Genomic DNA, 24561 nt, shown 5'->3' on the forward strand with positions numbered 1-24561 from the left:
TTTCAATAAGTATGATTGAAGTGCCATGAAGGTTTATTTAGACAATAATGCTACTACCCCTCTTCATCCAGAGGTGAAGAAGGAGATGGCGGCGGCGATGGAGATGTTCGGCAATCCCTCCAGCATGCATGCGTGGGGGCGTGAGGCCCGGGCAAATGTTGAGGATGCGCGGCACAAAGTTGCCAGGTTCATTGGGGCAGACGACCAGGAGGTGGTGTTTGTTGGCAGCGGCTCGGAGGCGAACAATACGGTGCTTTCGCTTTTTGTCTGTGCATCAAGCCAGTGCATTCCCGGCACATCCATGCGCAATGCCATCATCACCACGAAAATAGAGCACCCCTGCGTTCTGGAAACCTCTGAGTGCCTGATGCACCGCGGGGTCAATGTTGAGTATCTCGATGTGGACCAGTACGGCCGGATAGATCTTGATCAGCTGAAGGGGATGCTTGGTGATCATGTGGGGCTGGTGTCTGTGATGATGGCCAATAATGAGATAGGTACCCTGCAGGATATTCGGGCAATCACTGAAATGGTTCATGAGAGCGGGGCATTCATGCATACCGATGCTGTGCAGGCGGTTGGCAAGATACCCGTTGATGTGCGGGATCTGGGTGTTGATTTTCTGACCATGTCTGCTCATAAGATTTATGGCCCCAAAGGGGTTGGTGCGCTTTTCGTCAAGAAGGGAATTCCCTATTGCCCTCTGATTCGCGGTGGTCATCAGGAAAAGGGCCGGAGGGCCGGGACTGAAAATACCCTTGGCATTCTCGGTATGGCACGGGCTGTGGAGATGCGCGCACTTGAAATGCATGAGGAGGAGGCTCGCCTGCTGGTCATGAAAGAGGTGCTGCGCAAAGGCATTGAAGAGCGGATTGACGACATTTATTTCAACGGACACCCGACCGAGTCTCTTGCCGGAACCCTCAATGTTTCCTTCCCTGGTGCGGAGGGCGAGTCTATCCTTCTTTATCTGGATCTTGAGGGGATAGCCGTCTCAACAGGTTCGGCATGCGCGTCGGGATCGCTTGATCCTTCACATGTGCTTCTTGCCACGGGGTCGGATGCGGAGCGGGCGCACGGTTCAATCAGAATCAGCATGGGCAGGGATACTACGATGGAGGAGGTGGAATATCTTCTGGATGTTCTTCCGGGAATCATTTCACGAATCAGAAACATGTCAACGGCATATATAAAAGGAGGAGCACATGCTGCAAGCAGGTGAGTGGGCATACAGCGAGACACTGAAAGAGCATTTCATGAACCCGAAGAACATCATGCAGGGCGAGGATACCGATGCGTTCGACGGCGTGGGCATGGAGGGCAACCTGCAGTGCGGTGATCAGATGATGGTGGTGATAAAGGTTGATGGCGGGAAGCAGGTCATTACAGACTGCCAGTGGAAAACCTATGGCTGCGCCAGTGCGATTGCCAGTACCTCCATTCTCTCGGAGATGGTGAAGGGGATGACGCTTGAGCAGGCCTTCAATGTGTCGCCCAAGGATGTTGCCAAAGAGCTCGGCGGTCTTCCCGATAACAAGATCCACTGTTCGGTGCTGGGCGACAAGGCGCTTCGTGCGGCAATCAACAACTATTATGTGCGCAACGGCATGGAAGACAAGGTGATGGAGGAGAAGGCGAAAATTGTCTGCCAGTGTATGAGCATTACCGACCATGACATTGAAGAGGCTGTTCTGGAGGGGGCAAGAACCTATTTTGAGCTGCAGGAGCGGACCAAACTTGGAACGGTTTGCGGGCAGTGCAAAGATGAGGCTGAAAGCCTGCTTGACAAGTTCAAGCATCTCCATTTCGGTGCCTGACACTTGAGAATGAAGCACGAGAAAGGAAGGTCGTTTTACATCCACACCTTCGGTTGCCAGATGAACCAGGCGGATTCCGCCATCATCACCGCCATACTCATGGACGGGGGATTCAGGGTTGCCGGCAGCCAAGAGGATGCGGATATCGTGATTCTCAATACCTGCGCTGTCAGGGAGAATGCAGTTGAGCGGATTACCCACCAGCTGCAGTTTCTCCGGGGGGCAAAAAGGAGGAAGAAATCACTTCTCGTTGGTGTTGCAGGCTGTGTGCCGCAGCACCTTAAAAGAGAGATGCTGGAGATGTTTCCCGTCATTGATTTTCTCGCCGGCCCCGATACCTATAGAAACCTGCCCGCGCTGATAGGGGATGCTGAGGAGGGTAAACGGCCTGCAGCGCTTGAATTCAGGATTGAAGAAACATATGCGGGCATAGATCCTTTTCGCGAGGTCGGGGTTGGTGCTTTTGTTCCAGTTACGCGCGGGTGCAACAATATGTGCGCGTTCTGTGTGGTTCCCTTTACCCGTGGCCGTGAACGCAGCCAGCCTTTTTCGGCAGTCATGGATGAAGTCCGCCGTGTTGTGGAGAAAGGGTATGGTGAAATCACTCTGCTCGGTCAGAATGTGAATTCATATGCCGATCCAGAAGGGGGGAGAGACTTTGCCTCCCTGCTTCGTGCCGTCAGCAGGGAGGCTCCCGGATGCCGGATCCGCTTTACGACTTCTCATCCCAAAGATATTTCTCCCGATCTTGTTGACGCCATAGCCGACAGTCCGAACATCTGCAACCATGTTCATCTGCCTGTCCAGTCCGGTTCCTCCCGTATGCTGCATCGGATGAACCGCGGCCACGGCATTGACGAGTACCTGGAAACAGTTGCCCTTCTTCGCCGGCGCATTCCCGGGGTTTCGCTCACGACCGACCTCATTGCGGGTTTCTGTGGTGAGGAGGATGAGGACCATGAGGCAACCCTTGCGCTTCTGCGGGAGGTTCGTTATGACAACGCTTTCATGTTTTACTATTCACCGCGCTTTGGAACTGCAGCATGGAAAACACTTGCGGATACGGTACCGCTTGCAGTGAAGAAGCAGAGGCTTCAGGAGATCATCGATCTTCAGCTCAGCATTTCTGCCGAATGCCTGCAGGAGGCTGTCGGTTCAGTGGTCGATGTGCTTGCCGAGTCGGAAAGCCGCCGTTCCACGGAGCAGCTGATGGGGAGGACCGGGACCAACCGTGCCGTGGTGTTTGACCGGGGCGGGGCCCGTCCGGGCGACCGGGTCAGCGTTCTCATCTCAAAAGCATCATCCGCGACACTCACCGGAGTTAACCAGGGGGTGCTCCCGGCGTTTTATTCTTGAAGGGTATTTGATTACATTGTTCAATCAGTTTTCCTCAATGTAACAGCCCCTTTCAGGCTCCAGGAGCGAAGTACCACATGGCAGCATCCCCGGCATCCGGATTCGTCAACAAACTCAGGGCACATCTTGAACTGCTTGATCCTGTTACCTGGATAAGTGTGTTCCCTGGTCTTGCATGCGGCGCCATGGCGTCCGGCTCAATGCAGGCAACTCCTCATGATTTTCTCATTCTGCTGGCTGTTTTTCTGATGTACGGGCCTCTCGGTACCGGTTTCAGCCAGTCGGTCAATGATTATTTCGATCTTGAGCTTGACATGGTCAATGAGCCGACCCGCCCGATTCCTTCAGGACGGCTGACCAAAAAAGAGGCGCTCTTGAACTGCATTGTCGTGCTGCTTCTTGCCATAGGGATAGGTATCTATGTTGGTCTTGATACCGGTGGAGTGCGCGGGATGGTCATCATGGGCATGATTTTTTCTGCCCTCTTTGTTGCCTACATCTATTCCGCTCCACCTCTGAAGCTGAAAAAGAACATTTTCGCCTCCGCCCCCAGTGTCGGCTTTTCGTATGGCTTTGTCACCTTTCTTTCGGGCAACGCCCTGTTCAGCGATATTCGTCCTGAAATCGTCTGGCTTGCAGCCCTGAACTTCTTCATGGCCGTTGCGCTGATCATACTCAATGATTTCAAGTCGGTTGAGGGTGACCGTGAGGGTGGGCTCAAGTCGCTTCCCGTCATGATTGGTTCCAGAAACACATTTCTGGTGGCATTTGCCATTATTGATGCGGTTTTTGCCGTTCTGACCTGGCTCTCGTTCACCTGGGGATTCACTGTGCCGATGGTGCTGGTGATTCTGGGTCTGGCAATGAATGTCTACATTCAGGCTCAGCTGCTTTTGGATCCCAAAGGGGGCATTTCGTTCATGCAGGGAGCTGTGGATGACGGTTTCGGCAATGCCATAGGAAAGAGCGATGTGCAGGAACACAACAGCTTTCTGAGATTTCAGGTTGCCAACAATGTGCTTTTTCTCGTCAATAATCTGATCATTGCAGGTATGATCGGCATCAAGTACATGCAGGCATAACTTTTCAATTCTGATTCAATCAAGCCCCATGGATACACTTCAGCATAACGCCCTCGCAGCGCTGCTCACCTTTGTCTATGTGTTCAGCGTCCCGCCTCTCATGGATTATCTTGTGACCAGCCGCGGTCTTCCGCGCGACATCAGCCGCAAAATCACCCATATCTGCGCCGGTTCGGTCATTGTGTTTCTTCCTCTTTTCATAGACGGTGACTGGACCCAGTATCTCAATATTGCCGTTTTTGCAGTCTGGGCGCTGCTTCTCGTACAGAAAGGGCTGTTTGCCGCCGATGATGATCAGGCGGTCAAAACCATGACCCGTACTGGTGACAGGAAGGAGCTCCTGCGTGGCACGCTCTACTTCGTGGTGGTGGCAATGATCTGCGGCACCCTGTACTACAAACAGTTCGAGGGGGTTCTGGCCATGGCCATACTTGGTTGGGGAGATGGTCTTGCGCCTATTGTCGGGACACGCCTTGGAAAAATAAAGTACGAGGTTCTGAGCCCCAAGACGGTGGAGGGCAGTCTTGCATTTTTCGCGGGAGCTGCAGGGGCGGGCCTTTTCTTTGTGCAGCTGATTGTTCCCGAGGCGTTTGACGCCGGCAGAATCATTCTGATTGCCCTGATTGCGACTGTGGTTGAAGGGGTGAGCCCCCGTGAGGTCGACAATATTGCCATACCCGTTACTGTCATTGCAGCGGCCAGCTTCCTGTAACATAAACTTCTGAACAGGCAGTCGATGGCGGCCATCTATTTCATCAGCGATATTCATCTCGGTCTTCAGGACGAAGGGGAGGAGCGCCGGAAACTCGAAGGGCTCAGGCGCCTTTTTGCTGCCCTCAGGGAGGGAGACTCCCTCTACATGCTTGGTGATGTGTTTGATTACTGGATGGAGTTCCGCCAAGTGATTCCGAAGGGCTTTACCGGTTTTTTCTGTCTCCTTTTGGAACTTTCGAACCGGGGGGTCAGGGTAACCTATCTGCCGGGCAACCATGATTTTTATCTTGGTTCTTTTTTTGATCGTGAGCTCGGAGTCAGAACCATTGATACCGTTGACGGACCTCTTTCATTTGAGTTTGAGGGGCGGCGGTTTATTGTTGCTCATGGAGATGGTCTTGGTGAGGGTGACGGGGGGTACAAGTTTTTTGCACGCTTTGTGAGGAACCGGTTCAATCTTGGTCTGTTGACCGGATTTCATCCGGATCTGGCAGTCGGTCTGATGAAATGGCTTTCCCGGCTCAGCCGCACCCATAAGCCCCAAAGCCGGGTGATGGAGACGGACAGGCTGCTGGAGTATGCCCTGTCGCTCGAACGGCAGCAGGAGTTTGATTATTTTCTCTGCGGTCACAACCATTCAGGCGGCAAAAAGGAGCTGAGGCGGAAGGGGGCGTACTATGTCAACCTTGGTTCATGGATTGAGGGAGGGACGCCTTACGGGGTATTTGAGCATGGAGTTTTTCAACTGAAGGAGTCATAACGCTAAACAGGATACAATGAGCAATTCAAACAGGGTGCTGAAATTGGGACTGCCGAAAGGAAGTCTGCAGGATTCAACAATAGAGCTTTTCGGTAATGCCGGGTTTCATTTTTCTGTCCAGAGCCGGTCATATTTTCCCTCAATTGATGATGATGAACTGGAAGCCATTCTCATCAGGGCGCAGGAGATGGCACATTATGTAGAGCTTGGTGCTTTTGATGTTGGTCTGACCGGAAAGGACTGGATCATTGAGACAGGAGCCGATGTGGTTGAGGTTGCGGATCTTGTGTATTCAAAAGCCTCCATGCGGCCTGTGCGCTGGGTGCTTGCGGTTCCGGAAAATTCACCGATCAAGACGGTGAAGGATCTTGAAGGAAAGCACATTGCCACCGAGGTGGTAAACATTACCAGGAAGTATCTTGAGTCGAATGGGGTGACGGCTGCCGTTGAGTTCAGCTGGGGTGCTACAGAGGTTAAACCCCCTGACCTTGCCGACGCCATTGTGGAGGTGACGGAAACCGGATCCTCACTTCGGGCAAACAAGCTGCGAATTGTTGAAACCATTCTTGAGTCGAACACCAAGCTGATTGCAAACAAAAGCTCGTGGGACGATCCATGGAAGCGGGAGAAAATCGAGAGCATGGCGCTGATGCTCCAGGGGGCAATCAATGCCCAGGGCAAGGTGGGGCTGAAAATGAATGCCCCGGAATCTGCTCTTGAGGCCATTACCGCAATGATTCCCGCACTTCGTCAGCCGACGGTTTCCCATCTTGCCCATAACCAGTGGGTCGCTCTTGAGGTTATTGTTTTGGAAAGAGAGGTCCGCAAGCTTATCCCGGAGCTGAAAAAAGCCGGTGCCGAGGGTATTTTCGAGTACGACATCAACAAGCTGATCAACTGAGTATCGGCATTTCCTCCGGGCTTTCGCTTCCCCTTTTGGCAGCGGGAGCCCGGGGTTTCCCAGGGAGCGCACTTTTTCTTTTTACCGTCCATGCTTCTCTTCTATCAGCTTCTGGTTCTCGGTGTTCTCATTGTGCTGTGGGCCATACTGATTTCCAATCTCATTGAACTTCGTCCTCTCCCTCAGGTCATGGAGGGTAGAGAGGGTGCCGGTCCGATGGTATCGGTTCTTGTTCCCGCCCGTAACGAAGAGGATACCATTGCACGCTGCATTGCCTCGCTGGAGCGGCAGCAATACCCCGAGTTTGAAATTCTCATTCTGGATGACGGATCAACCGACCGTACGGCGGAGATTCTTCGTCGGCTGGAAAAAGAAGGCGGGGGACGGGTCCGCATATTCTCCGGAAAGCCGCTGCCGCAGGGGTGGCATGGAAAGAGCTGGGCATGTTTTCAGCTTGCAGGTGAGGCCCGTGGCGATATGTTTCTTTTTACCGATGCCGATACGGCGCACGGACCCGATTCGATTGCCCGCTCGGTGAGGGGGATTGAGGAATCAGGGGCTGACATGCTTTCACTGACTCCTTTTCAGGAACTTGGTTCATTCTGGGAAAAGGTTGTTGTTCCTATGGTCTATGTCATTCTTGTCTCCCTCTTGCCGATTCGGCTTGTCAAGAGCAGCCGGCAGCCCTCGTTCTGTTTTGCCAACGGTCAGTTCATTCTTTTCCGTCGGGAGTTTTATTCCCGCATGGGAGGGCATGAGGCAGTTCGGCGGGACCTGGTTGAGGATGTCTGGCTCTGCATGAAGGCAAAGTCACTTGGTGGGCGTGTTGCGGCTTATAATGGAACTGATGTGGTTAGCTGCAGGATGTACCGGAATTTCCGGGAGGTGTGGGCGGGGTTCTCCAAAAATCTTTTTGCCGGCCTGAGCTACAGCATACCGGGTCTCGTCGTCATGATTGTTTTTACCCTGATGCTTTTCGTTGTGCCCTGGATAGTTATGTTCTCTTCCATGGCGGCAGGTTCATTCGGGCTCGTGGAGTTTCAGCTTCCGCTCCTTCAGATTGCCCTGGTGCTGCTCTGTCGCGTGCTGATAGCATTCCGGTTCCGTCAGTCCGCCGTTTTTGCGCTTCTTGATCCGCTTGCCCGGCTGGTGCTGGTTGCCATTGCTCTGAATTCTTTCCGACTTATGGCGTGGAGTGGCGGGGCTGTATGGAAAGGACGGCAGTATAAATTTTCGTAACGGGCGTGTGTTTGGGTGAAGGGGATAATTTTTTTTAAATTCTACAGATATTTTTGTGCACGGGCAGGCTCGTGAGGAGTTGAGGCGTTTTGTGCACGCAATAATTAAATGAACGCATCATGGGATTTCTGTCAAAAATTTTTGGAAAAAAAGAAGAGGAGCTGGTATTCCCGAAGGTTAAGGAAGATGAGAATCTCAAGGCAACGCTTGAAGGCCATCTTGACAGGGTTCTCGGTGTGCGTTTCAGTGCCGATGGCACAAAGATTGCCAGTGGCGGTTTTGATGAACTGGTCATGCTGTGGGATGTAGCTTCAGGGTCGGTAATACACACCATGAAGGGCCATGAAACCTGGGTTGAGTGTATTGACTATAGCCGTGACGGCAGATGGATTGCCAGCGGAAGCACAGACAGCACTGTCAGGATATGGGATGCTGCCGCCGGCACATGCAGCCATGTGTGTAAAGGGCACGATACTGCTGTTCGCATGGTGTCGTTCAGCCCAGACAGTAAAACAGTGGCCAGTTGCTCGCGTGATACAACCATACGGCTCTGGGAAGTTGAGACCGGCAAAGAGAAGGCGCTGTTTCAGGGGCACAAATCATATATCGAGTGCCTTGCCTTCAGTCACGATGGTACAAAAATCGTCAGCTGCGGCGAGGAACCAGTTGTCAAGGTTTGGGATGTGGCAACAGGAAAAAATAGTGCAAATTATGAGACCGGTGACAAGCTTTCGCATACGGTCGCCTTCAGTCCCGATGACCGGTTTATTGCTTTTGGCGGGCGTGACGCAAAGGTGAGGATTCTTGATGCAGCCAACGGCAGCGTTGTGCATGTACTTGAAGCCCACCAGGATGCGGTTCGCGGACTCTGTTTCAGCCCTGATGGCGCAATGATTGCCAGCGCGGCAAATGATGAGTCGGTAAGGCTTTGGGATACTGCCTCGGGTAAACTGCTCCATACCTATCGGGGCCATGTGCTTGAGGTACAGTCTGTGGATATTTCTCCCGACGGAAAGACCATTGTCAGCGGAAGTGACGACAGGAAAATCAAGATATGGGGAATTACAACGACTGCCTGAGTCGTCATTTTTCGGCTCCGGGACGCTTCCCGGGGCTGTTTTTTTGCATTTTTTGCTTTAAAAAGCAGTGCAAACTGCAAATCCCGCTTTTGGATTCACTGGAGAGTGAGTACATTATGTATAAGGGTGCAAATAAAGTGCGTCTTAAGGCAATGCCGGATCTCCCGGAAAACATAATAAGAGAACATAATGGAAAATCAGGTTGAAGGAACGGTAAAGTGGTTTAACGAGGAAAAAGGATACGGCTTTATCCAGCAGAGCGAAGGTAAGGATGTGTTTGTGCATTACAGTGCAATCAACGGGTCCGGACGGAAAACCCTTGTAGAAGGGCAGAAGGTCACCATGGAGGTGTCTCAGGGCGATAAGGGGCTTCAGGCAGGAAATGTAACTCCTCTCTGAGACGGCTTTCTTTCCCTGCATCAGTTTCCCCCTATCAGTCATAATCACAACAGGCGATGGCCAAGGCCGTTGCCCAGCGTGAGCTTTATTTCGGCTCTCTGTCAGGCAGCTTTGGTGAGCCTGCCTGTTATGCTGCCGGCCAAAGTCCCTGTGGCTTAAAACGCCAGGTGAAGACCATGGGCATTATTCTTCTTGATATCGGCAATGTTATGGTGCGCGTTGATTTTGACGCGTTCAGCAGCGCTGTTGCCGTTCCGGGCGACGGGGTTTCTCATGAAATTTTCAACAGATATTGCACAGGCTCACTTAAGAGCCAGCTTGACAGGGGTTTGCTTGACCCTGCGGTATTCATTGACCGTATGGCTGAGGACCCTCTTGTCAGGCCGATGCCCCGCCAGGAGCTGGTAAGGGCGTGGCAGGAGATATTTTTCCCGCTGGAAGGAGCTCAGGAGGGAGTGAGGGCTCTTGAGCAGGAGCACCGCCATTGGATTATGAGTGATACTGACCCACTGCATTTTGACTCTCTTTTGCGTACGGTTCCTCATCTTGCCAACCATGAACGCTACTATCTGTCTTTCAGGCATGGAAGCTTGAAAAGCAGTAATGAGGCGTTTCGGCATGTGTTGACGGACAGTGGTGTTCATCCGGACCAGCTGCTTCTTATAGATGACAGACAGGAAAATTGTGATTCAGCTGCCCATGAGGGCATTGGGAGCGTCCTGTTCTCCTCATGGCCGGAAACACTGTTGGCTGTGCAGAACTTCTCCCCTTCACGGCCATGAACAGCGGAGCTGCAGGAAGAGTGTCCGTCTCACCCGATGAAGTGGTTTTCAGTTTCATGCGCTCGTCCGGTGCGGGTGGTCAGAATGTCAACAAGGTGGAGACTGCCGTTCATCTTTCGTTTGATATTGCGGCCTCTTCGCTTCCCGAACGCGTTAAAACGCGCCTGCTTGCCGGCAGTGACCGCAGGATATCGAAAGGGGGAGTGCTGGGAATCAAGGCGCAACGGTTCCGGTCACAGGAAAAAAACCGGGAGGACGCTTTTTTTCGTCTTCAGTCGCTTGTTGATGCGGCAGCTGTTGAGCCGGTCATCAGGCGACCTACCAGACCTAAGCGAAGTGCAGGCGTGAAACGGCTTGAGCAGAAGGGCCGGCTGAAGAGGAAAAAAATGCTGCGGGGTCGTGTTGAGCCCGAATAAGCATCTTCGTTACAGAACCGCTCCGCCATTCTGGTTGTCAGAGCCTGCAATAAAGGTGCTTCTGTCGTCAAGTTTTGCTTTCATGAGGCTGACTTCAGCCAGAAAGTTGACCATCTCCTTGCGGGTAATGGTTCTGGAGGAAGTCGTTCCCAGAGCGGTAAGCGGGTTGATGTGTTTGCCCCGATGGATGATGCGGAAATCAAGATGCGGGCCGGTAGAGTTGCCCGTGGAGCCGACATAGCCGATGATCTGACCCTGCTTTACTCTGGCGCCGTAGCGGGTTATGAGGGCAAACCTGCTCAGGTGCAGATACTGTGAGTGGTCTCCTCCTGCATGGGCAATGGTGATCATGTTACCGGCCCCGCCTTTGCGCCCCTTGAAGATGACTCTTCCGTTAGCCGTTGCTTTGACTGGTGTTCCGCGTGGTGCAGCAAGATCCACCCCTCCGTGAAAATGCCTTGTCCTGAAAATGGGATGTGTTCTGTACCCGAATCGGCTTGAGACTCTGGAGTAGTTGCAGGGTTTGGCAAAACGGGAGATGCGTTCAACCGAGCGGCCTTTTTCATCATAATACCCTTCTATCCCTTTTGCATCGGTGTAGCGATAGGCCCGGTACGATCGTCCGGGCAACTTGATTTCAGCTGCCAGAATGGTTCCGGTGCTGATAAAGTCGTCTCCCAGCCATTTTTCTTCAAACAGTGCCCGGTAGTGTGTGCCGGGGGCAATGTCGCGACGGAAATCAACCCTTGTTCCAAGCAGCTTCTGCATGCCGGGAAGGAGTCCTCTGCGGCCTTTTGCCTGCAGCGAGCGGGCAAGGCTGTGCTCTACAGTTCCTTCAAGAGCTACGGTACGGGTTTCAAAATCGCGGATCTCTTTGTTGACGCTGAATGGACCGGCTTCTATGTCACGCTGTACGGTAATGGTTGTTGCGCGGTCCTGAAAATAGGAGAAGCGTATGAGGGATCCGTCGCTGCTTTTTTCCGTTTCATAGATTTTGCCGGGGCGGAAGGAGCGGATACTGAATGAGCCCTTGAGCTGTCCTGTTATCTGGTGGATTTCCTGCGGAGAAAGACCTTCGTTCTGGAGAATGCTGTAGACGGATTGGCCAGTTCTGACGGTTTCCTTCGTGATGACGGGGGCTTTTTCCTGAGGGGTTTCTTCAATGGTGACGGTCTGTCCGTCACTGGTGACGCCGAGTTCATCGGCATAATGGCCGGAAAGGGGGATATAGACGGAGAGAGAGAAAAAAACGAGGACAAGACCTCCTGTAATGAACGACAGCCAGTAAGCAGGGGTTATCTTTTCTTTATATTGAGCTCCGAGGCGGGCTAAATGACTGACAAGTGCCTGTAGTTTTTCCATTATATATAATCAGTATATCGGCTGGACGACATGGGGGCCGAATATTACAAGGGGTTTTATAAAGTTAACACTTTTTTCTGTCTATTAGAAACCCCTGAATGACATATGCGTCAGAATTCTGCTGTCCGTTCACTCCTTGCATGCAGCGTTCTGTATGGGCACTGCCCTGATTCAGATATTCAGTAACCAGACCAAAACAAGAGCACATGATCAGAACAAATGAAGAGAAGCTGGTGGAATTTCTCCTCCAGTGCCAGCCGGGACAGCCCCGGACAAGAGGAAACTGGGAAGTGGACCATCAGGGAACCCCTTTCATTCTTCCTTCGATTGGCGGCATTACCCTGAACATCCAGGCGGGTGACAGTGCATTCGGATGGGAGGGCGACCATATCGAGCCTGGAGTGAGCTGTACCGCTGATACCCTGAAGCCCTTTGAGCATCCCAATGTAGGATTGCAGGTCTATTCCTGCGCCGGTAACCGCGCCACCGTCATGACCGGTGAGGCGAAAGGTGCAGAAGGGACGGTTCTTGGTCACCATGGTGGCTCTGAACATGTGATTGTCGATTTCTCCCGTGATGTCAAGGAGAAACTGCTCTACAACGACACCATCATCATCAGAGGGCGTGGTCAGGGGTTGAAGCTCGTGGATTATCCCGACATCGTCCCGTTCAACCTCGACCCCCGGCTGCTGCATGCCATGAAGATCAGGGAGGCTGAGGGCGGGGTGCTTGAGGTTCCCGTCACCACCATAGTGCCGCCGGTATGCATGGGTTCCGGTATCGGTTCGGCGCATGTGGCGAAGGGTGATTACGATATCATGACGAGCGATCCGGAAACGGTTGAACAGTATGGACTTGATAACATCAGGCTTGGGGACTTTGTGGCCCTTATGGATCATGACAACCGTTATGGACGGGCTTACCGGAAGGGAGCTGTCAGCATCGGCATTGTGGTGCACAGCAATTGCCTTGAGGCAGGCCATGGCCCGGGCGTGACGACTCTTATGACGGCGGCCTCCCCCCTGATCCGTCCGGTTCTGGATCCGGAGGCTGATATTGCCGACAGGCTGGGGTTCGGTACGCAGCTGAATCCGGGCAGAAAAGGTCGTGGAGGGAAAAAGTCAAAGTAGGCGCTCCCGGAATTTTTTCACCCCACTCCGTGTTACATTAACTCCCCCTTTTTAAGGTCAATGGTCAAGATTTCGGCCACGAAAAAAAGGAGAAGCAGTCATGACACTGAAGCTGTATGGAAGGGATCCCATGAAGATGTTTGAGGATGTGTTTACCGACAAGGTCTCGCCGTTTTTCACTTCAATGATGTCACCGGCCTTCAAGGTTGATATCAGCGAAGACGACAAGGCGATTTTCATTGAGGCCGACATGCCGGGAATGAAAAAAGAGGATGTGACAGTGTCTATGGAGGATGATGTCCTCTCCATCAGTGCAGAGCGGGAGCACAGCGAGGAGGAGAAGAAAAAAGGGTACCATCGCATTGAGCGTTCCTGGGGAAGCCTCAGCAGAAGCTTTACGGTAGGTGACAATGTAGATTCAGAACACATTGATGCAAGTTACGACAACGGTGTGCTGAAAATTGTTGTACCCAAAAAGGAGCCTGAACCGAAGCGGGGTGTTGAAATTCCCGTCAAGTGAGAATGCTCACAGGGCGCTGTAACGAAGAAAACCCTCCATCTGGAGGGTTTTCTTTTTTTGTCGTTTTTGGCTTCCAGCCTCAGCAGTTGCGGATGGTGGAGTCCTGACGGTCCTTGATTGTCGACTCATCAAAATCGTCCCATTCGTGCTCGTCGTGCTCGCGCTGATAACCGGCTTCCTTGAGGCCGAAGCTCATGTCGGCAACCATTTCAGGCCGAAGCTCCTTGAGGTTTTTGACCTCATCCTGTGTCAGGATTCTCGACTTGTCGAAGCCAAGGTCGATTTCGAGCTTGCGGTTCTTGGTTTTTATCCGGTCAATATCGTAGAAGCGCTTGGTGATGGTTGTCTGGGCAAACGCCTTCAGGCAGCCGAGCATGTACTTACGGACATAGGGATCTTTGATCCACGGGTAGCCGAAGAAAGTTTTACGGGCATAGAAGCGTGCGTATGACTTCAGCACTCCTTTCAGCACATCCTCCCGCTCCATGTTGTCGGGCTTGATGATGGGTGAAACGAAGTTGTACTTGGAGTAATCGCGCACCTCAACCCTGTCGCCAAGCTCCTTGAAGAGATCGGAGAACGGCCATGGGGTGTAGATTGTCCAGTTGGCCATGTCGGGATCCCAGTCTTTGCAGAGCTGAAAGGTTTCCTCAATGGTTTCAGGGGTTTCATGCTCGAGTCCCATCACGAACTGCGCTTCAGCTACGATGCCGTTTTTCTGGAGCAGCTTGATTGCCAGCTTGTTTTCCTCAATGGTGGTCTCTTTGCGGAACCTGTTGAGGTTCATCTGGCTTGCCGCCTCAGTGCCGAGAGAAACATGGACAAGACCGGCCTTGCGGAAGAACGGAAGCAGGTCGGCATCACGCATGATGTCTGTCACCCGGGTGTTGATGCCCCAGGTTACATCGAGCTTTCGGTCGATGAGTTCCTGACAGAGCGAGACGAATTTCTGTTTGTTGATGGTCGGTTCCTCATCAGCAAGGATGAAGAATCCTACATTGTACTTTTTGACAAGCACTTCAATTTCATCAACAAAGTTTTTCGGGGTGCGTGCACGGTATCGGCGCCAGAACTGCCACTGTGAGCAGAATGTGCAGGTAAAGGGACAGCCTCTGGCAAAGTTCGGTACGGCCAGCCGGCAGTTGAGCGGAGTGTAGATGTACTTGTCCCAGTCGTACAGGCTCCAGTCGGGGCTGAGTGTGTCGAGATCTTCAATAACCGGGTGTGCTGCTGTGGCGAACACTTTCCCGTCGTCGTCAATATAAGCGATGCCTGTAATCTCTCCACGGGTTTCACGGTCGTTGCCTGCCGCAATGGCCTTGACGAGGTTGACTGCAATCTCTTCGCCCTCTCCACGGATGACATAGTCTGTTTCAGGGGCCTCACTCAGTACCTGCGGGTACATGAATGTTGAGTGGATGCCGCCCATGATGGTTCTGATTTTCGGATCGACCTTTTTGGCGATCTTCATGATATCCTGAGCCTTGAAGATGGATGGGGTGATGTTGGTTACCATCACTACATCAGGCTTGTTGGCTCTGATGATCTCTTCAATCTGCTCGTCCGGCAGGTCGTCGGCCATGGCGTCGACAAAACGGATCTGGTCGAACCCTGCTTTTTTCAGAGCGCCGCCAATATAGGCCACCCAGCTGGGCGTCCAGTTGCCGGCAATTTCAGCTCCGCCTGAATGATAATTTGGCTGAACCATCAATATTTTCATCGGCATCCACCCTCCAGATATATGTTTGTTACAAAACCGGTGTTGATCTGCTTCTGCCGTTGGCCTTTCCGGCAGCATAAAAGAGCTTTGAACAACTAATTTACAATTTATTTCCTAAAAATGCGTTGGGCTTTTGTATGGCTACTTGTGCGAGGCATGCATGAGCATGGTATGGTAGAATCCGAAACTGATCTTTTCCCGTTTTTCAACCCTCATGCCTGCGGCTTCCATGGCTTTTTCCATTTCCGAATCGCGTATCATCTGAATGGTGGTACGGCGTTCTTTTTTCGGGAAGAATCCACCAAGCCAGTGCTGGAATGCCAGAATCCTGTTGTAGGGAGCATAGGTGAAAATGACCGGCCCATTTGTGAGGCTTGCAAGATTGGCAAAAGCGTGGGCGAATCCTTCGCTTGGATAGTGGATGAGCACATCAAAGCAGACGACAGCATCAAACGAACCGCTGACCGATTCAATCGAGTTGACTTCAAACTCAATCTTGTCGGCAACCCCGGCGGCAGTGGCGTCGGTTTTGGTTTTTTCCACCATCTGTGAGGCAATATCGGCGGCCTTGACCCTGTAGCCCGCTTTTGCGATCCGTATGGTGAAGAGTCCTGTGCCGCATCCGGCATCGAGAATGAGCGAGTCTTTCGGGAGCTTGAGCTGCTCAATCCACCCGAAGGCTTTGTCCATCATGACTGCGTGGCCTTCGCGGACTGTGTTGCGGACGGTGGAGAGTTTGTCGCTTCCGTAAATCGACGCCCAGCGCTGGTAGCCCTGGCCATTGAAATAGGAGCGGAGCATTGATTTGTGTTCTTCTGCATTGAATGAGGAACTGCCCATGATAGAAGTGTTACCGGTTTTGATTGCCTTTTGCTGTCAATGTCCTTCCTGTCCTGTGCCCTCAATGTGCGACTCCAGATCGGCATACAGCTTCCGGAGTTCTTCAAGGGTATCTTCGTCGGTTTCCCAGAACCCGCGGGAGTTTGCTTCAAGAAGCCGCCTGGTCATGGAGATGGTTGCATGCGGGTTCAGTTTCCGCAACCGTTCCAGCATCTCTTTGTCCTGCAGATAGGTTTCGTTGAACTGGCGGTAGGTCCAGTTCTGCACCGCTGAAGCGGTTGCGCTCCATCCGTAGGTGTTGCCAAGATGCGCCTCAATTTCACGGACCCCTTCATAACCCTGCTCCAGCATGGCGTCATACCATTTAGGATTGAGCAGTTTCGTTCGCGCTTCAAGAGAGACCATTTTTTCCAGTGAGCTTATTCTCTGGCGTCCTCCGGGGCCGGTGCTGTCGCCAACCATGATGCCGGGACGGGTGCCTGCAATCCGCTCAACTGATTTTGAAACTCCGCCAAGATACTCATAATAATGGTCAATATCAGAAATGCCAATTTCAGCGCTGTCGATATTCTGGTATGCAAGGTTGACATGCTTCAAAGCGGAACGAAGCGCATCGGGGCATTCCAGCCATTCTCCCGCTGCTGTCACGGCAAAACCTTTTCTGCTGGTGAAGGCATCGGCAAGCTCCTGTTCGTCCTCCCATGAGCTGCTCTCCACCAGATGGTTCACATTGGCGCCGTAGCTGCCCGGTGCATTTGAGTATACCCTGTTTGACGCATCTTCCATCGGGCAGTTTCCCGTCTGCATTTCTTCCAGCACATGCTGGCGCACAAAATTCATTTCCGGGGGTTCGTCGGCTGCGGCGGCCAGTCGTGCTGCACGATCAAGCAGGCGAACCTGAACGGAGAGCAGGTCGCGGAAAATGCCGCTGATGGTCATAACCGTGTCGATCCGGGGACGGCCGAGCTCCTTGAGCGGTATGAGTTCCACATCGGCGATTTTTCCCAGTTCATCGGTTTTTGTGCGGGCACCCAGAAGTGCAAGCGCTTGAGCCACCCCTTCGCCTTCGCTTTTGAGGTTGTCTGTGCCCCAGAGCACCAGTGCGATGGAGCGGGGGAGGTCGCCGTGTTCTTCCCTGTATGCTGCAAGCAGGGCTTCGGCTGAGCGCTTTCCGGCAGTTACGGCTGCGGGGGAGGGCATTGCATAGGGGTCGAGGCTATGGATGTTCCGGCCTGTGGGGACGATTTCGGGATTGCGGACAAGGTCGTTGCCGGGTGAGGGCGGGGTGTAGTGGCCTTCCAGAGCATTGAGTACTGCCTGCAGTTCGGGGTTGTCGGCAAGGTTCACCATGATGCGCTGCAGGAAGTGCCATAAGCGCTGCAGTTCCTGCGGTTTCATGCCGGCTTTTTCCTGAAGGTACCCGTCGGCTTCGGCAATGCGGACTGGAAGGCTGCCCTCCAGCCGCTGTTTCATGGAAACGCTGTGGCCGTTGGACTGAGCGCTGCGGCTGTTGGACTGTTCCTGAAGCCTGCCGGTGAATCGTCGGACAGCTTCATGGCTTATGGCAGTAATCTCATGCCACGCTTCCTGGGCAGCCCGGTCATGCAGCATCTCTTGCTCAAGGTCGCGGAAGTTCTTTTGCAGATGAGCAGCAATGGCTTCGGGAAGTGATTTTCCGTCAAGTTCGGGCCTTGCATGCGAGGCAATGAGGGCAAGATGGTCACAGAGGCTGTCGGGCGGGGGCGCTTCACCCATCACATGGAGCCCCAGGGGAATCATCCGCTCTTCAATCTGGTAGAGTTCAGCGTTCAGCCTTGTGATGAAGCTTTCATCAGGTTCCTCCGGGCCGCCCCCCTCTATGTCCACAAGTGCTGCAAGCTCCCTGATTTCAAGGGCCAGTTCCTCTGAGGGGTTTGCGCGCCAGGCGGCAATGAGGTCGTGGAGTTTGCGGAGGTCTTTGTAGAGGCCTGCCTGCTCCAGAGGCGGGGCAAGGTAGCTGATGAGTGTGGCAAGCCCGCGTCGCCGGGCTATGGCCCCTTCACTCGGGTTGTTGACCGAGTAGCAGTAGAAGTTCGGCAGAGAGCCGATGAGCCGTTTCGGCCAGCATGAAGCGGAGAGACCTGCCTGTTTGCCCGGCATGAACTCAAGCGCTCCGTGCGTTCCGAAATGAACTACTGCGTCGGCATTGAAGCTGTGCTCAAGCCAGGTGTAGAAGGCGGCGAATGCATGGTTGGGGGAGGCGTCTTTTGCCATCAGAAGCCGCATGGGATCGCGTTCGTACCCGAAGGAGGGCTGCTGGCCGATGAAAATGTTGCCGAGGCGGCATCCGAGAATCTGAAAGTTTTTCCGGTCGTTGAGAATCTCTCCCGGCGCATCCCCCCAGAAAGGTTCCATCTCTGTGTAGGCGGGGAAGAGTTTCCGGTAGTCCTCAATCGGGAGCATTCCGCCAACATTGCCATCGGTTCCGTAAATCAGCCGGTTGCCTTCCAGGAGGCGTTCCCTCAGGGCTTCGGCGCTGTCGGGCACTTCCACCGTGTAGCCGCTCGCCTTCATTTCCAGAAGAAGCTGGTGCAGGCTTTCAAACACATTGAGAAAAGCCGCCGTGCCTGCATTGCCGAGGTTGGGCGGGAAGTTGAAGAGGATGATTGCAACCTGTTTATCGGCTGCGGATGTTTCCTTCAGCCGGAGGAACCTCTCCACCCGTGAGGAGATGGAGCGGATTTCGCTTTCAAGGGGGATGGAACGGTCACTGGCTGTTGCCGTTCCGGCGTAGACTTGTGGTTCAATGGTTCCATCCAGTTCTGGTACAGCTATGGAGAGTGCTGTCTGCAGGGGGGTAAGTCCAAGGCTTCCGCTTTTCCACTGTTCAATCGGCTGGAATGAAAGGGGGATGAGGTTGATGCATGGCAGGTTCAGTTTCTGGAGCATCTCTACAGCTTCCGGGGCCTTGTTTTCCGCAGGGCCGCCGACGAGTGAAAATCCTGTTGCGTTGAGCAGCAGTGCCGGGCGGATGGAGCCCGGCACTTCGGGATTGAAGAACTGGCGGATGGCCGGCCGGCAGTCGAGCCCGCCGCTGTAAGCAAGGCAGGTTCGTATTCCTTTCGCCTCAAAGGCTTCAACGAGGGCCTTCAGGTGGTCCATGTTGCCGCTGAGAACAGTGGAGCGCATGGCAAGGATTGCGACCGGTCCTCTGGTAAGGTGTGGACTGTGTTTTTTCTGCCACTTCAGGAAGTCGGCGGCCGTGAGAAATTCTTTCTCAGCGCCGGGGTGACAGAGCGCGGCATCAGGGTAGAAAATCGGGTCTTCCTGCGGCAGTTTTCCTTTCCACCCTTCAGCATAACGGTCAATAAGGAGGGCGAGAAATCGCTCCATGTTTTCTGCCGAGCCGTTGAGCCAGAACTGGTGTGCGGCAATGAAGGTATGGATGTCGCGCGCACGCCCGGGGATGTGCTTCATCACCTTGCTGAGGTTGCGTACCAGCGAAAGCTGGCGCTGGCTCTCCCCATGGCTGTGTTTTGGCTTGAGCTTTGCTGCCCATTGGCGGAATACCCCGGGAGGGCCACTCTCCTCTTCTTTAGCTCTCCTGAGCGAGAACCTGCCGAGTCGGGTTTCGTTGACCAGTGCCGGATTGCTGGTAATCATGCATACCGGGCAGGTGAGCGGATGGAGAAGTTTTTCGAGCGGCCGTACAATCTCTTCACTGAAAAGCATGGAGCCGAAAACGAAGTCGGCTGTGGGAAGCGCCAGAGAAAGGGTGTTCCAGAGCTCCGGGCTGTTATGGAGACCAAGGCTGAAGACCGATACCTCAAGCCCCGTACCGTGGCGCGCATTCAATGCGGCGGCCGCAGCTTTCAAGGTGCTGTTGTTGGTAGCCTCCATGGTCAGGAACACAAAATGCATAGGTGCAGCCTGTCAAAAAATGGGTGCCGTCAGAAACCGGTTCTGTCGGCCTGGTTGATGTTTGAATACAGCGGAGAGAGAGGGCTGGAAGGGTATCAGATCAACAGAACGGGACTCTGCTGAAAGAGGCTTCGGGGGCGGAGTATGGCACCGTGCGAAAGCTGTGTTTTCAGCTCTGCTGCATATGCTTCGTCCATGACCGGGTTCAATAACCGGCATGGCTGTAGATACTGTGGTCTGGAGGATGGTGCATCAGGGGATGCATGCGCAGGTCCTGAGCGGACTGTTCGGGGTATCTGCTGCTGCAGCTGGCGCTCATCGCTTTTGAGGTAAAGCGCCGCAACGGTCTCCAATGATGAGTGAGAAAGCGCAGCCGCATAGGTTCTGGATTTCTCCTTTGCCTTGCTGCCGAGTGAGGAGGTTTTCCCGATCAGTGCAAACCCGCCAACGGAAATGGCAAAGAAGAGCAGAATCTCAACAAGTCGCCAGAAGCGGCGGAATATGGTGGTGCTGTGTTCCATCATCAGTGCCCGTGTTTAACTGAAATATATCAAACGGATCACTCAAAGCGAAAAGCACGGCTGCTGGCCGTGCTTTTCGCTTTGAGTTTGCTCTTCCTCCCGGGTATTTCGTTTCGTTCAGACCTCGATGCCTTCCAGGCGGTCTTCAAGATCGCTGTATATCTCCTGGAGTTTGTCGATCATGTCGGGATCCGCGTTCCACATGCCGCGTCCGCTGGCCTCAAGCATGCGGCCTACAATATTCTTGAAAGCTTTCGGGTTGGCTTTCATGAGGCGGTCGCGCATCTTTGGATCGAAAGCATAGGTTTCAGCGGCCTCTTTGTAGACCCAGTCGTCAACACCTTTGGTAACGGCATCCCAGCCGAGCATATAGGTGAAGCGGTTGCTGATTTCCGTTGCGCCGCTGTGGCCCTGCTCCAGCATGGTGTCGAACCATTTCGGGTTAAGCAGTTTGGTGCGGAACTCCACCTTCAGCGCCTTGTCGGCGTCGTCAATCTTCACATCGGCGGTGAATGTCTCAACATAGTTGAGTTTCACATTGTCGCCCTTCGGGTTGCGGCGTCGTGCGGAGAGCTGCAGCGCTCCGGAAGATGAGAAGTAGCGGTCGATGTCGGAAATGCCGAACTCTGCGGAGTCAACCTGCTGTACTACGCGGTCCACCGTGCCGAGAAGCCCTTTGAGGATGTCGGTCTGCTGGTCGCCGTAGCGGTTGCCGCCGTAGGCAAATCCGGTGCGCTTGACGAACATGTCGTCGAGGTCCTGTTCGTCTTCCCATGCCGAGTCTTCCACCAGCTCTTCGACCTGGGAGCCGTATGCCCCCGGAGCCTGTGTGAAGAGGCGGGAGGTTGCTGCCTCAAAGTCTGCGCCCTGCTCCATGGCCAGATCCACATGCTTTTTGATGTGGTTCATCTCGTGCGATTCGTCCGCTTTGGCCGCATCCTTGACAAGTTTGTCGAGATGGTCGACCAGCACGCCGAAGGTATCGCGGAAAATGGAGCTGATCTGGATGAGCACATCAATGCGTGGGCGTCCGAGCTTTTCAAGCGGGATGAGGCTGTAGTGGCTGATTTTGCCCTGTGCGTCATAGGCCGGCCGGGCGCCCATCAGGTGGATGATGACCGCAACGGCTTCACCCTTGCTCTTGATGGTGTCGAGGCCCCAGAGTACCTGGGCAATGCTTTCAGGGTACTCGCCGTTGTTTTCTTCAACATGGCGCGCTATGATGCTGTCGGCAATCTGCTGACCGCGTTTGAACGCCAGTTCCGAGGGAATGCGCCATGGGTCGATTGCGTGGATGTTGCGGCCGGTCGGCAGAATACCTGCGCCATCGCGCACAAGATCGCCACCGGGACCTGAGGGAATGTAGCCTCCTGAAAGTGCGTGCAGGAAGCTCTTCATCTCGTTGTCGTTGTCCTCAAGGGCGTTCTTCATCGCTATGCCCTCTTTCAGCGACTCGTTCATGGCTTCTGCCATCTCTTTGGTCACTTTGGCGCCCCCTGTCAGGGTATTGAACACGGTTGCCGGATTACCACTTTTGAAAATGGTCTCGGCAATGAAGTCGCGGGTATGGCCGTCAACGGTTTCACGAACCTTCATGGCAGCCGCTTCGCCTTTCCTTGCGCGGGTGGCAAGGGTTGCGTAGTCGCTGTAGGTTCCGTTTTCGCCAATGGCACTCAGAATGATTGATGGAAGTGATCTTTCATTGCCGCGCACCTTCAGGTACTCGGTGATGGTGGTCACCTGGGTCTCAAGCTGCGGGGTAGCGCCGAACACATGCAGCGAGTTGGATATCAGACGGCCTTCAAGCTCCATCATGTAGGTGTAGAGGCGGCTGATGTACTCCTGGAACGCTTCACCCTCAACCCTCGGGCAGTCGTCGGTAAGGTTGAGCTGGCGGGCCTTGTCGATGATTGCCTCTTCGGTCTCACCATCAACTATCTTCTCCAGACCGCGCTCACGGTAATCGTTCAGCATCTCCTTGAACGCCGGCAGTTCCTTGTAGAGGCCTGCACGGGCAAGCGGGGGGATGTTGTGCGAAATCATGGTCGCATAGCCCCGGCGCTTGGCTATGTTTGCCTCGCTCGGGTTGTTGATGGGGTAGATGTAGAAATGCGGGACCTCGCCGAGCAGCGCATCGGGCCAGCAGTCGCCGGTGACGCCAAGCTGCAGGCCGGGCATCCATTCAACGGTGCCGTGCATGCCCACATGTACCATGGCATTGGCTCCGAACTCGCGGCTGATCCAGCGGTAGAAAGCGATGTACTGGTGGTGCGGTGTGTTCTCCTTGTCGAAGAGCAGGCGCATGGGATCGCCCTGTATGCCGAGGCGGGGCTGCACGCCAATGAACACATTGCCGAACTGTATGCCGCCAAGGAAGAGCTTGTCAGTACCGACGGGGACGATGTCGCCCGGGAATCCATTCCAGCGCCCCTCAATGCGTTCGCGCTCACGGTCTGTGGTGATGCGGTTGAACACCTCGCGGTCGATCGAGAAGCAGTCCGGCTCATGGGCCTGAATTTCATAATCGGTTGCGCGGTCGAGCATTTCAAGCATTGCTTCGGGCGATTCCGGTAGTTCGCCGACAGTGTAGCCCTCTGATTTCAGCTTCTGGAGCATGCTGTAGATGCTCTTGGGAACATCAAGCAGGGCAGCACTGGCTTTCTTTCCCATTCCGGGAGGATAATCGTAGACCACGAAGGCGACTTTTTTCTCGCTGTTCGGCGTATGGCGGAGGTCCGAGAACTTTTTGGCGATGAGCGAAAGGCGGTCGAGGCGGTCGTTCACGGTGTGCAGGCGGCCGTCCTTGATGGCGCCGAGCACCACCGGGCATACCGCCCCGTCCATTTCAGGCAGCGAGTAGGTCATGGCCGACTGAAGCGGTACCACGCCCTCTTTTTTCCATGAGTTGATGTCCTGGATGAAGAGCGGCTGGGCTACAACATAGGGCGCGTCAATTTTGTTGAGAATTTCGTCGCGCGCGGCCGCCGAAGCTCCCGGGGTGGTTGCGCCGGCAGGACCGCCCACAAACCCGAATCCCATCATGTTGACGAGCATGTCCACATTGGCGTGGGTGAACCACTCCCTGGCGGCTACATGGCCCTCAACACCCATCACGAACACCGGCAGGGGGTTGAGTCCCCGCGACTCGATGGCACGGATGGTGTTGTCGATATATTCCTTCTCCTGCAAGAGGTGCTTGCGGAAGAAGAGCATTGCAATGTTGTGGCGCTGTTTCGAAGCTTTGTCGCGCTTGTGCAGCCACTTTTCGTACTGGTGCAGGTCTTTCAGGTATTCGGGGGCATCGGGGTGGTAGAAGCCCATGGTGGGAACCTCCTGCACCTTCTCGGCCGTTACGCCCACTTCAAAGTACTCAGCCATGATGTAGTTGAACATCCCGGCGAGGTTTTCCGCTGTCGGATGCATCCAGTAGGTATAGACCTGCATCCAGTTCTTGAAATCCTTGGCTTTTTTGGGGATCAGGGGGAGCATCGTCCGCATGATCTTCAAAAGCTTCATGTAGCCGTAGAGGGCATCTTCGTCGCGACCCTTCACCAGCATTTTGGCCACTTTCTTGACAATGTCGGGCATGCCGCCACCGTCTCCTGAAACCACATAGTTGCCCACCTTCGTCATCTGCATCACCTCGGGCATCGACTCGTAGGCAAAAATGGTTTTCACCTTCGACTGCGCAAGCTGTTCCTCAAGCCAGTCGGCCTGCCCCTTGAACTGGATAAGGGTGGTGAAAACGCAGTCCGCGTTCTGGATTGCTTCGGCGGCTTCGGGGTTCTGATGTTCGAGGTCCTGGTCAGTCCATTGGGTCAGTTCGGCATGTGCGGAAATCTTTTCACTGACTTCACGCCAGACCCGAAGGTTGCATTGCTCCATCCCGACAATAGCGGCGATTCTGATTTTATCGTGCATAAAGGTAACTGAAGATGTGCGGTGAATGTGGTTGTACAGGACTTGGAAATGTAACAAAATCCCGTGACGATTGCCAATACTATAAAAAGCCAGCCCCTCCGG

General features: G+C 53.9%; 20 protein-coding genes. 14 read left to right on the forward strand and 6 right to left on the reverse strand.

Annotation, left to right across the window (positions count from 1 at the left end; genetic code table 11):
• Nucleotides 1-25 precede the first annotated feature (25 nt).
• From EKD02_RS06040 to arfB, 12 genes are all read left to right on the forward strand, one after another.
• Nucleotides 26-1222: a cysteine desulfurase family protein gene (locus EKD02_RS06040; RefSeq protein ID WP_126341806.1), complete on the forward strand. Its 1197-nt coding sequence runs from the start codon at nt 26-28 to the stop codon at nt 1220-1222.
• Entirely contained in the window at nt 1206-1817 is a 612-nt protein-coding gene (locus EKD02_RS06045; protein ID WP_011889553.1) for an iron-sulfur cluster assembly scaffold protein, read from the forward strand. Before EKD02_RS06040 ends, EKD02_RS06045 begins: the two co-directional genes overlap by 17 nt.
• A 9-nt stretch (nt 1818-1826) precedes the next feature.
• A complete protein-coding gene (gene miaB / locus EKD02_RS06050; protein WP_126341805.1) occupies nt 1827-3173 on the forward strand; it encodes a tRNA (N6-isopentenyl adenosine(37)-C2)-methylthiotransferase MiaB in 1347 nt (448 codons plus the stop codon).
• 77 nt (nt 3174-3250) lie between these two features.
• A complete protein-coding gene (bchG, locus tag EKD02_RS06055; protein WP_126384498.1) occupies nt 3251-4255 on the forward strand; it encodes a (bacterio)chlorophyll synthase in 1005 nt (334 codons plus the stop codon).
• Nucleotides 4256-4283: 28 nt separating this feature from the next.
• Nucleotides 4284-4967: a diacylglycerol/polyprenol kinase family protein gene (locus EKD02_RS06060; RefSeq protein ID WP_011889556.1), complete on the forward strand. Its 684-nt coding sequence runs from the start codon at nt 4284-4286 to the stop codon at nt 4965-4967.
• 24 nt (nt 4968-4991) lie between these two features.
• A complete protein-coding gene (locus tag EKD02_RS06065; protein WP_126384501.1) occupies nt 4992-5729 on the forward strand; it encodes a UDP-2,3-diacylglucosamine diphosphatase in 738 nt (245 codons plus the stop codon).
• 16 nt (nt 5730-5745) lie between these two features.
• Nucleotides 5746-6630, forward strand: coding sequence for an ATP phosphoribosyltransferase (gene hisG, locus EKD02_RS06070; RefSeq protein WP_126341804.1), 885 nt, complete (start codon nt 5746-5748; stop codon nt 6628-6630).
• A gap of 90 nt (nt 6631-6720) precedes the next feature.
• The gene (locus EKD02_RS06075; RefSeq protein WP_011889559.1) at nt 6721-7869 is read left to right on the forward strand and encodes a glycosyltransferase family 2 protein; all 1149 of its coding nucleotides are present in this window, start codon (nt 6721-6723) and stop codon (nt 7867-7869) included.
• Between the two features lie 119 nt (nt 7870-7988).
• A complete protein-coding gene (locus EKD02_RS06080) occupies nt 7989-8948 on the forward strand; it encodes a WD40 repeat domain-containing protein (protein WP_126384504.1) in 960 nt (319 codons plus the stop codon).
• Between the two features lie 189 nt (nt 8949-9137).
• The gene (locus EKD02_RS06085) at nt 9138-9347 is read left to right on the forward strand and encodes a cold-shock protein (protein ID WP_011889561.1); all 210 of its coding nucleotides are present in this window, start codon (nt 9138-9140) and stop codon (nt 9345-9347) included.
• Nucleotides 9348-9403: 56 nt separating this feature from the next.
• On the forward strand, nt 9404-10129 hold the full coding sequence (locus EKD02_RS06090) for an HAD family hydrolase (protein ID WP_244924408.1): 726 nt from the start codon (nt 9404-9406) through the stop codon (nt 10127-10129).
• Entirely contained in the window at nt 10126-10545 is a 420-nt protein-coding gene (arfB, locus tag EKD02_RS06095) for an alternative ribosome rescue aminoacyl-tRNA hydrolase ArfB (protein ID WP_126384507.1), read from the forward strand. The genes EKD02_RS06090 and arfB overlap by 4 nt, the downstream gene beginning before the upstream one ends.
• A gap of 9 nt (nt 10546-10554) precedes the next feature.
• On the opposite strand, the gene EKD02_RS06100 is transcribed toward arfB, so the two are convergent.
• Nucleotides 10555-11907, reverse strand: coding sequence for a M23 family metallopeptidase (locus EKD02_RS06100; RefSeq protein ID WP_126384509.1), 1353 nt, complete (start codon nt 11905-11907; stop codon nt 10555-10557).
• 206 nt (nt 11908-12113) lie between these two features.
• Between EKD02_RS06100 and EKD02_RS06105 the strand changes: the two genes are divergently transcribed.
• The gene (locus EKD02_RS06105; RefSeq protein ID WP_126384513.1) at nt 12114-13037 is read left to right on the forward strand and encodes a DUF4438 domain-containing protein; all 924 of its coding nucleotides are present in this window, start codon (nt 12114-12116) and stop codon (nt 13035-13037) included.
• A gap of 100 nt (nt 13038-13137) precedes the next feature.
• A complete protein-coding gene (locus tag EKD02_RS06110; RefSeq protein ID WP_011889566.1) occupies nt 13138-13557 on the forward strand; it encodes an Hsp20/alpha crystallin family protein in 420 nt (139 codons plus the stop codon).
• A 79-nt stretch (nt 13558-13636) separates the two neighbouring features.
• Here EKD02_RS06110 and bchE read toward each other — a convergent pair whose 3' ends face one another.
• The 5 genes from bchE to bchH all read right to left on the reverse strand — a co-directional run bounded on the left by bchE (nt 13637) and on the right by bchH (nt 24459).
• On the reverse strand, nt 13637-15277 hold the full coding sequence (bchE, locus tag EKD02_RS06115) for a magnesium-protoporphyrin IX monomethyl ester anaerobic oxidative cyclase (protein ID WP_126384537.1): 1641 nt from the start codon (nt 15275-15277) through the stop codon (nt 13637-13639).
• Nucleotides 15278-15418: 141 nt separating this feature from the next.
• Nucleotides 15419-16117: a magnesium protoporphyrin IX methyltransferase gene (bchM, locus tag EKD02_RS06120; RefSeq protein ID WP_011889568.1), complete on the reverse strand. Its 699-nt coding sequence runs from the start codon at nt 16115-16117 to the stop codon at nt 15419-15421.
• A gap of 36 nt (nt 16118-16153) precedes the next feature.
• Entirely contained in the window at nt 16154-20017 is a 3864-nt protein-coding gene (locus tag EKD02_RS06125; protein ID WP_126384516.1) for a magnesium chelatase subunit H, read from the reverse strand.
• A 95-nt stretch (nt 20018-20112) separates the two neighbouring features.
• Nucleotides 20113-20541, reverse strand: a complete 429-nt coding sequence (locus tag EKD02_RS06130; protein ID WP_126341796.1) for a hypothetical protein — start codon at nt 20539-20541, stop codon at nt 20113-20115.
• Nucleotides 20542-20655: 114 nt separating this feature from the next.
• Nucleotides 20656-24459, reverse strand: a complete 3804-nt coding sequence (bchH, locus tag EKD02_RS06135) for a magnesium chelatase subunit H (RefSeq protein WP_126384519.1) — start codon at nt 24457-24459, stop codon at nt 20656-20658.
• Nucleotides 24460-24561 lie beyond the last annotated feature (102 nt).

This window comes from Chlorobium phaeovibrioides (assembly GCF_003968655.1).
Classification (GTDB): Bacteria; Bacteroidota; Chlorobiia; order Chlorobiales; family Chlorobiaceae; genus Chlorobium; species Chlorobium phaeovibrioides.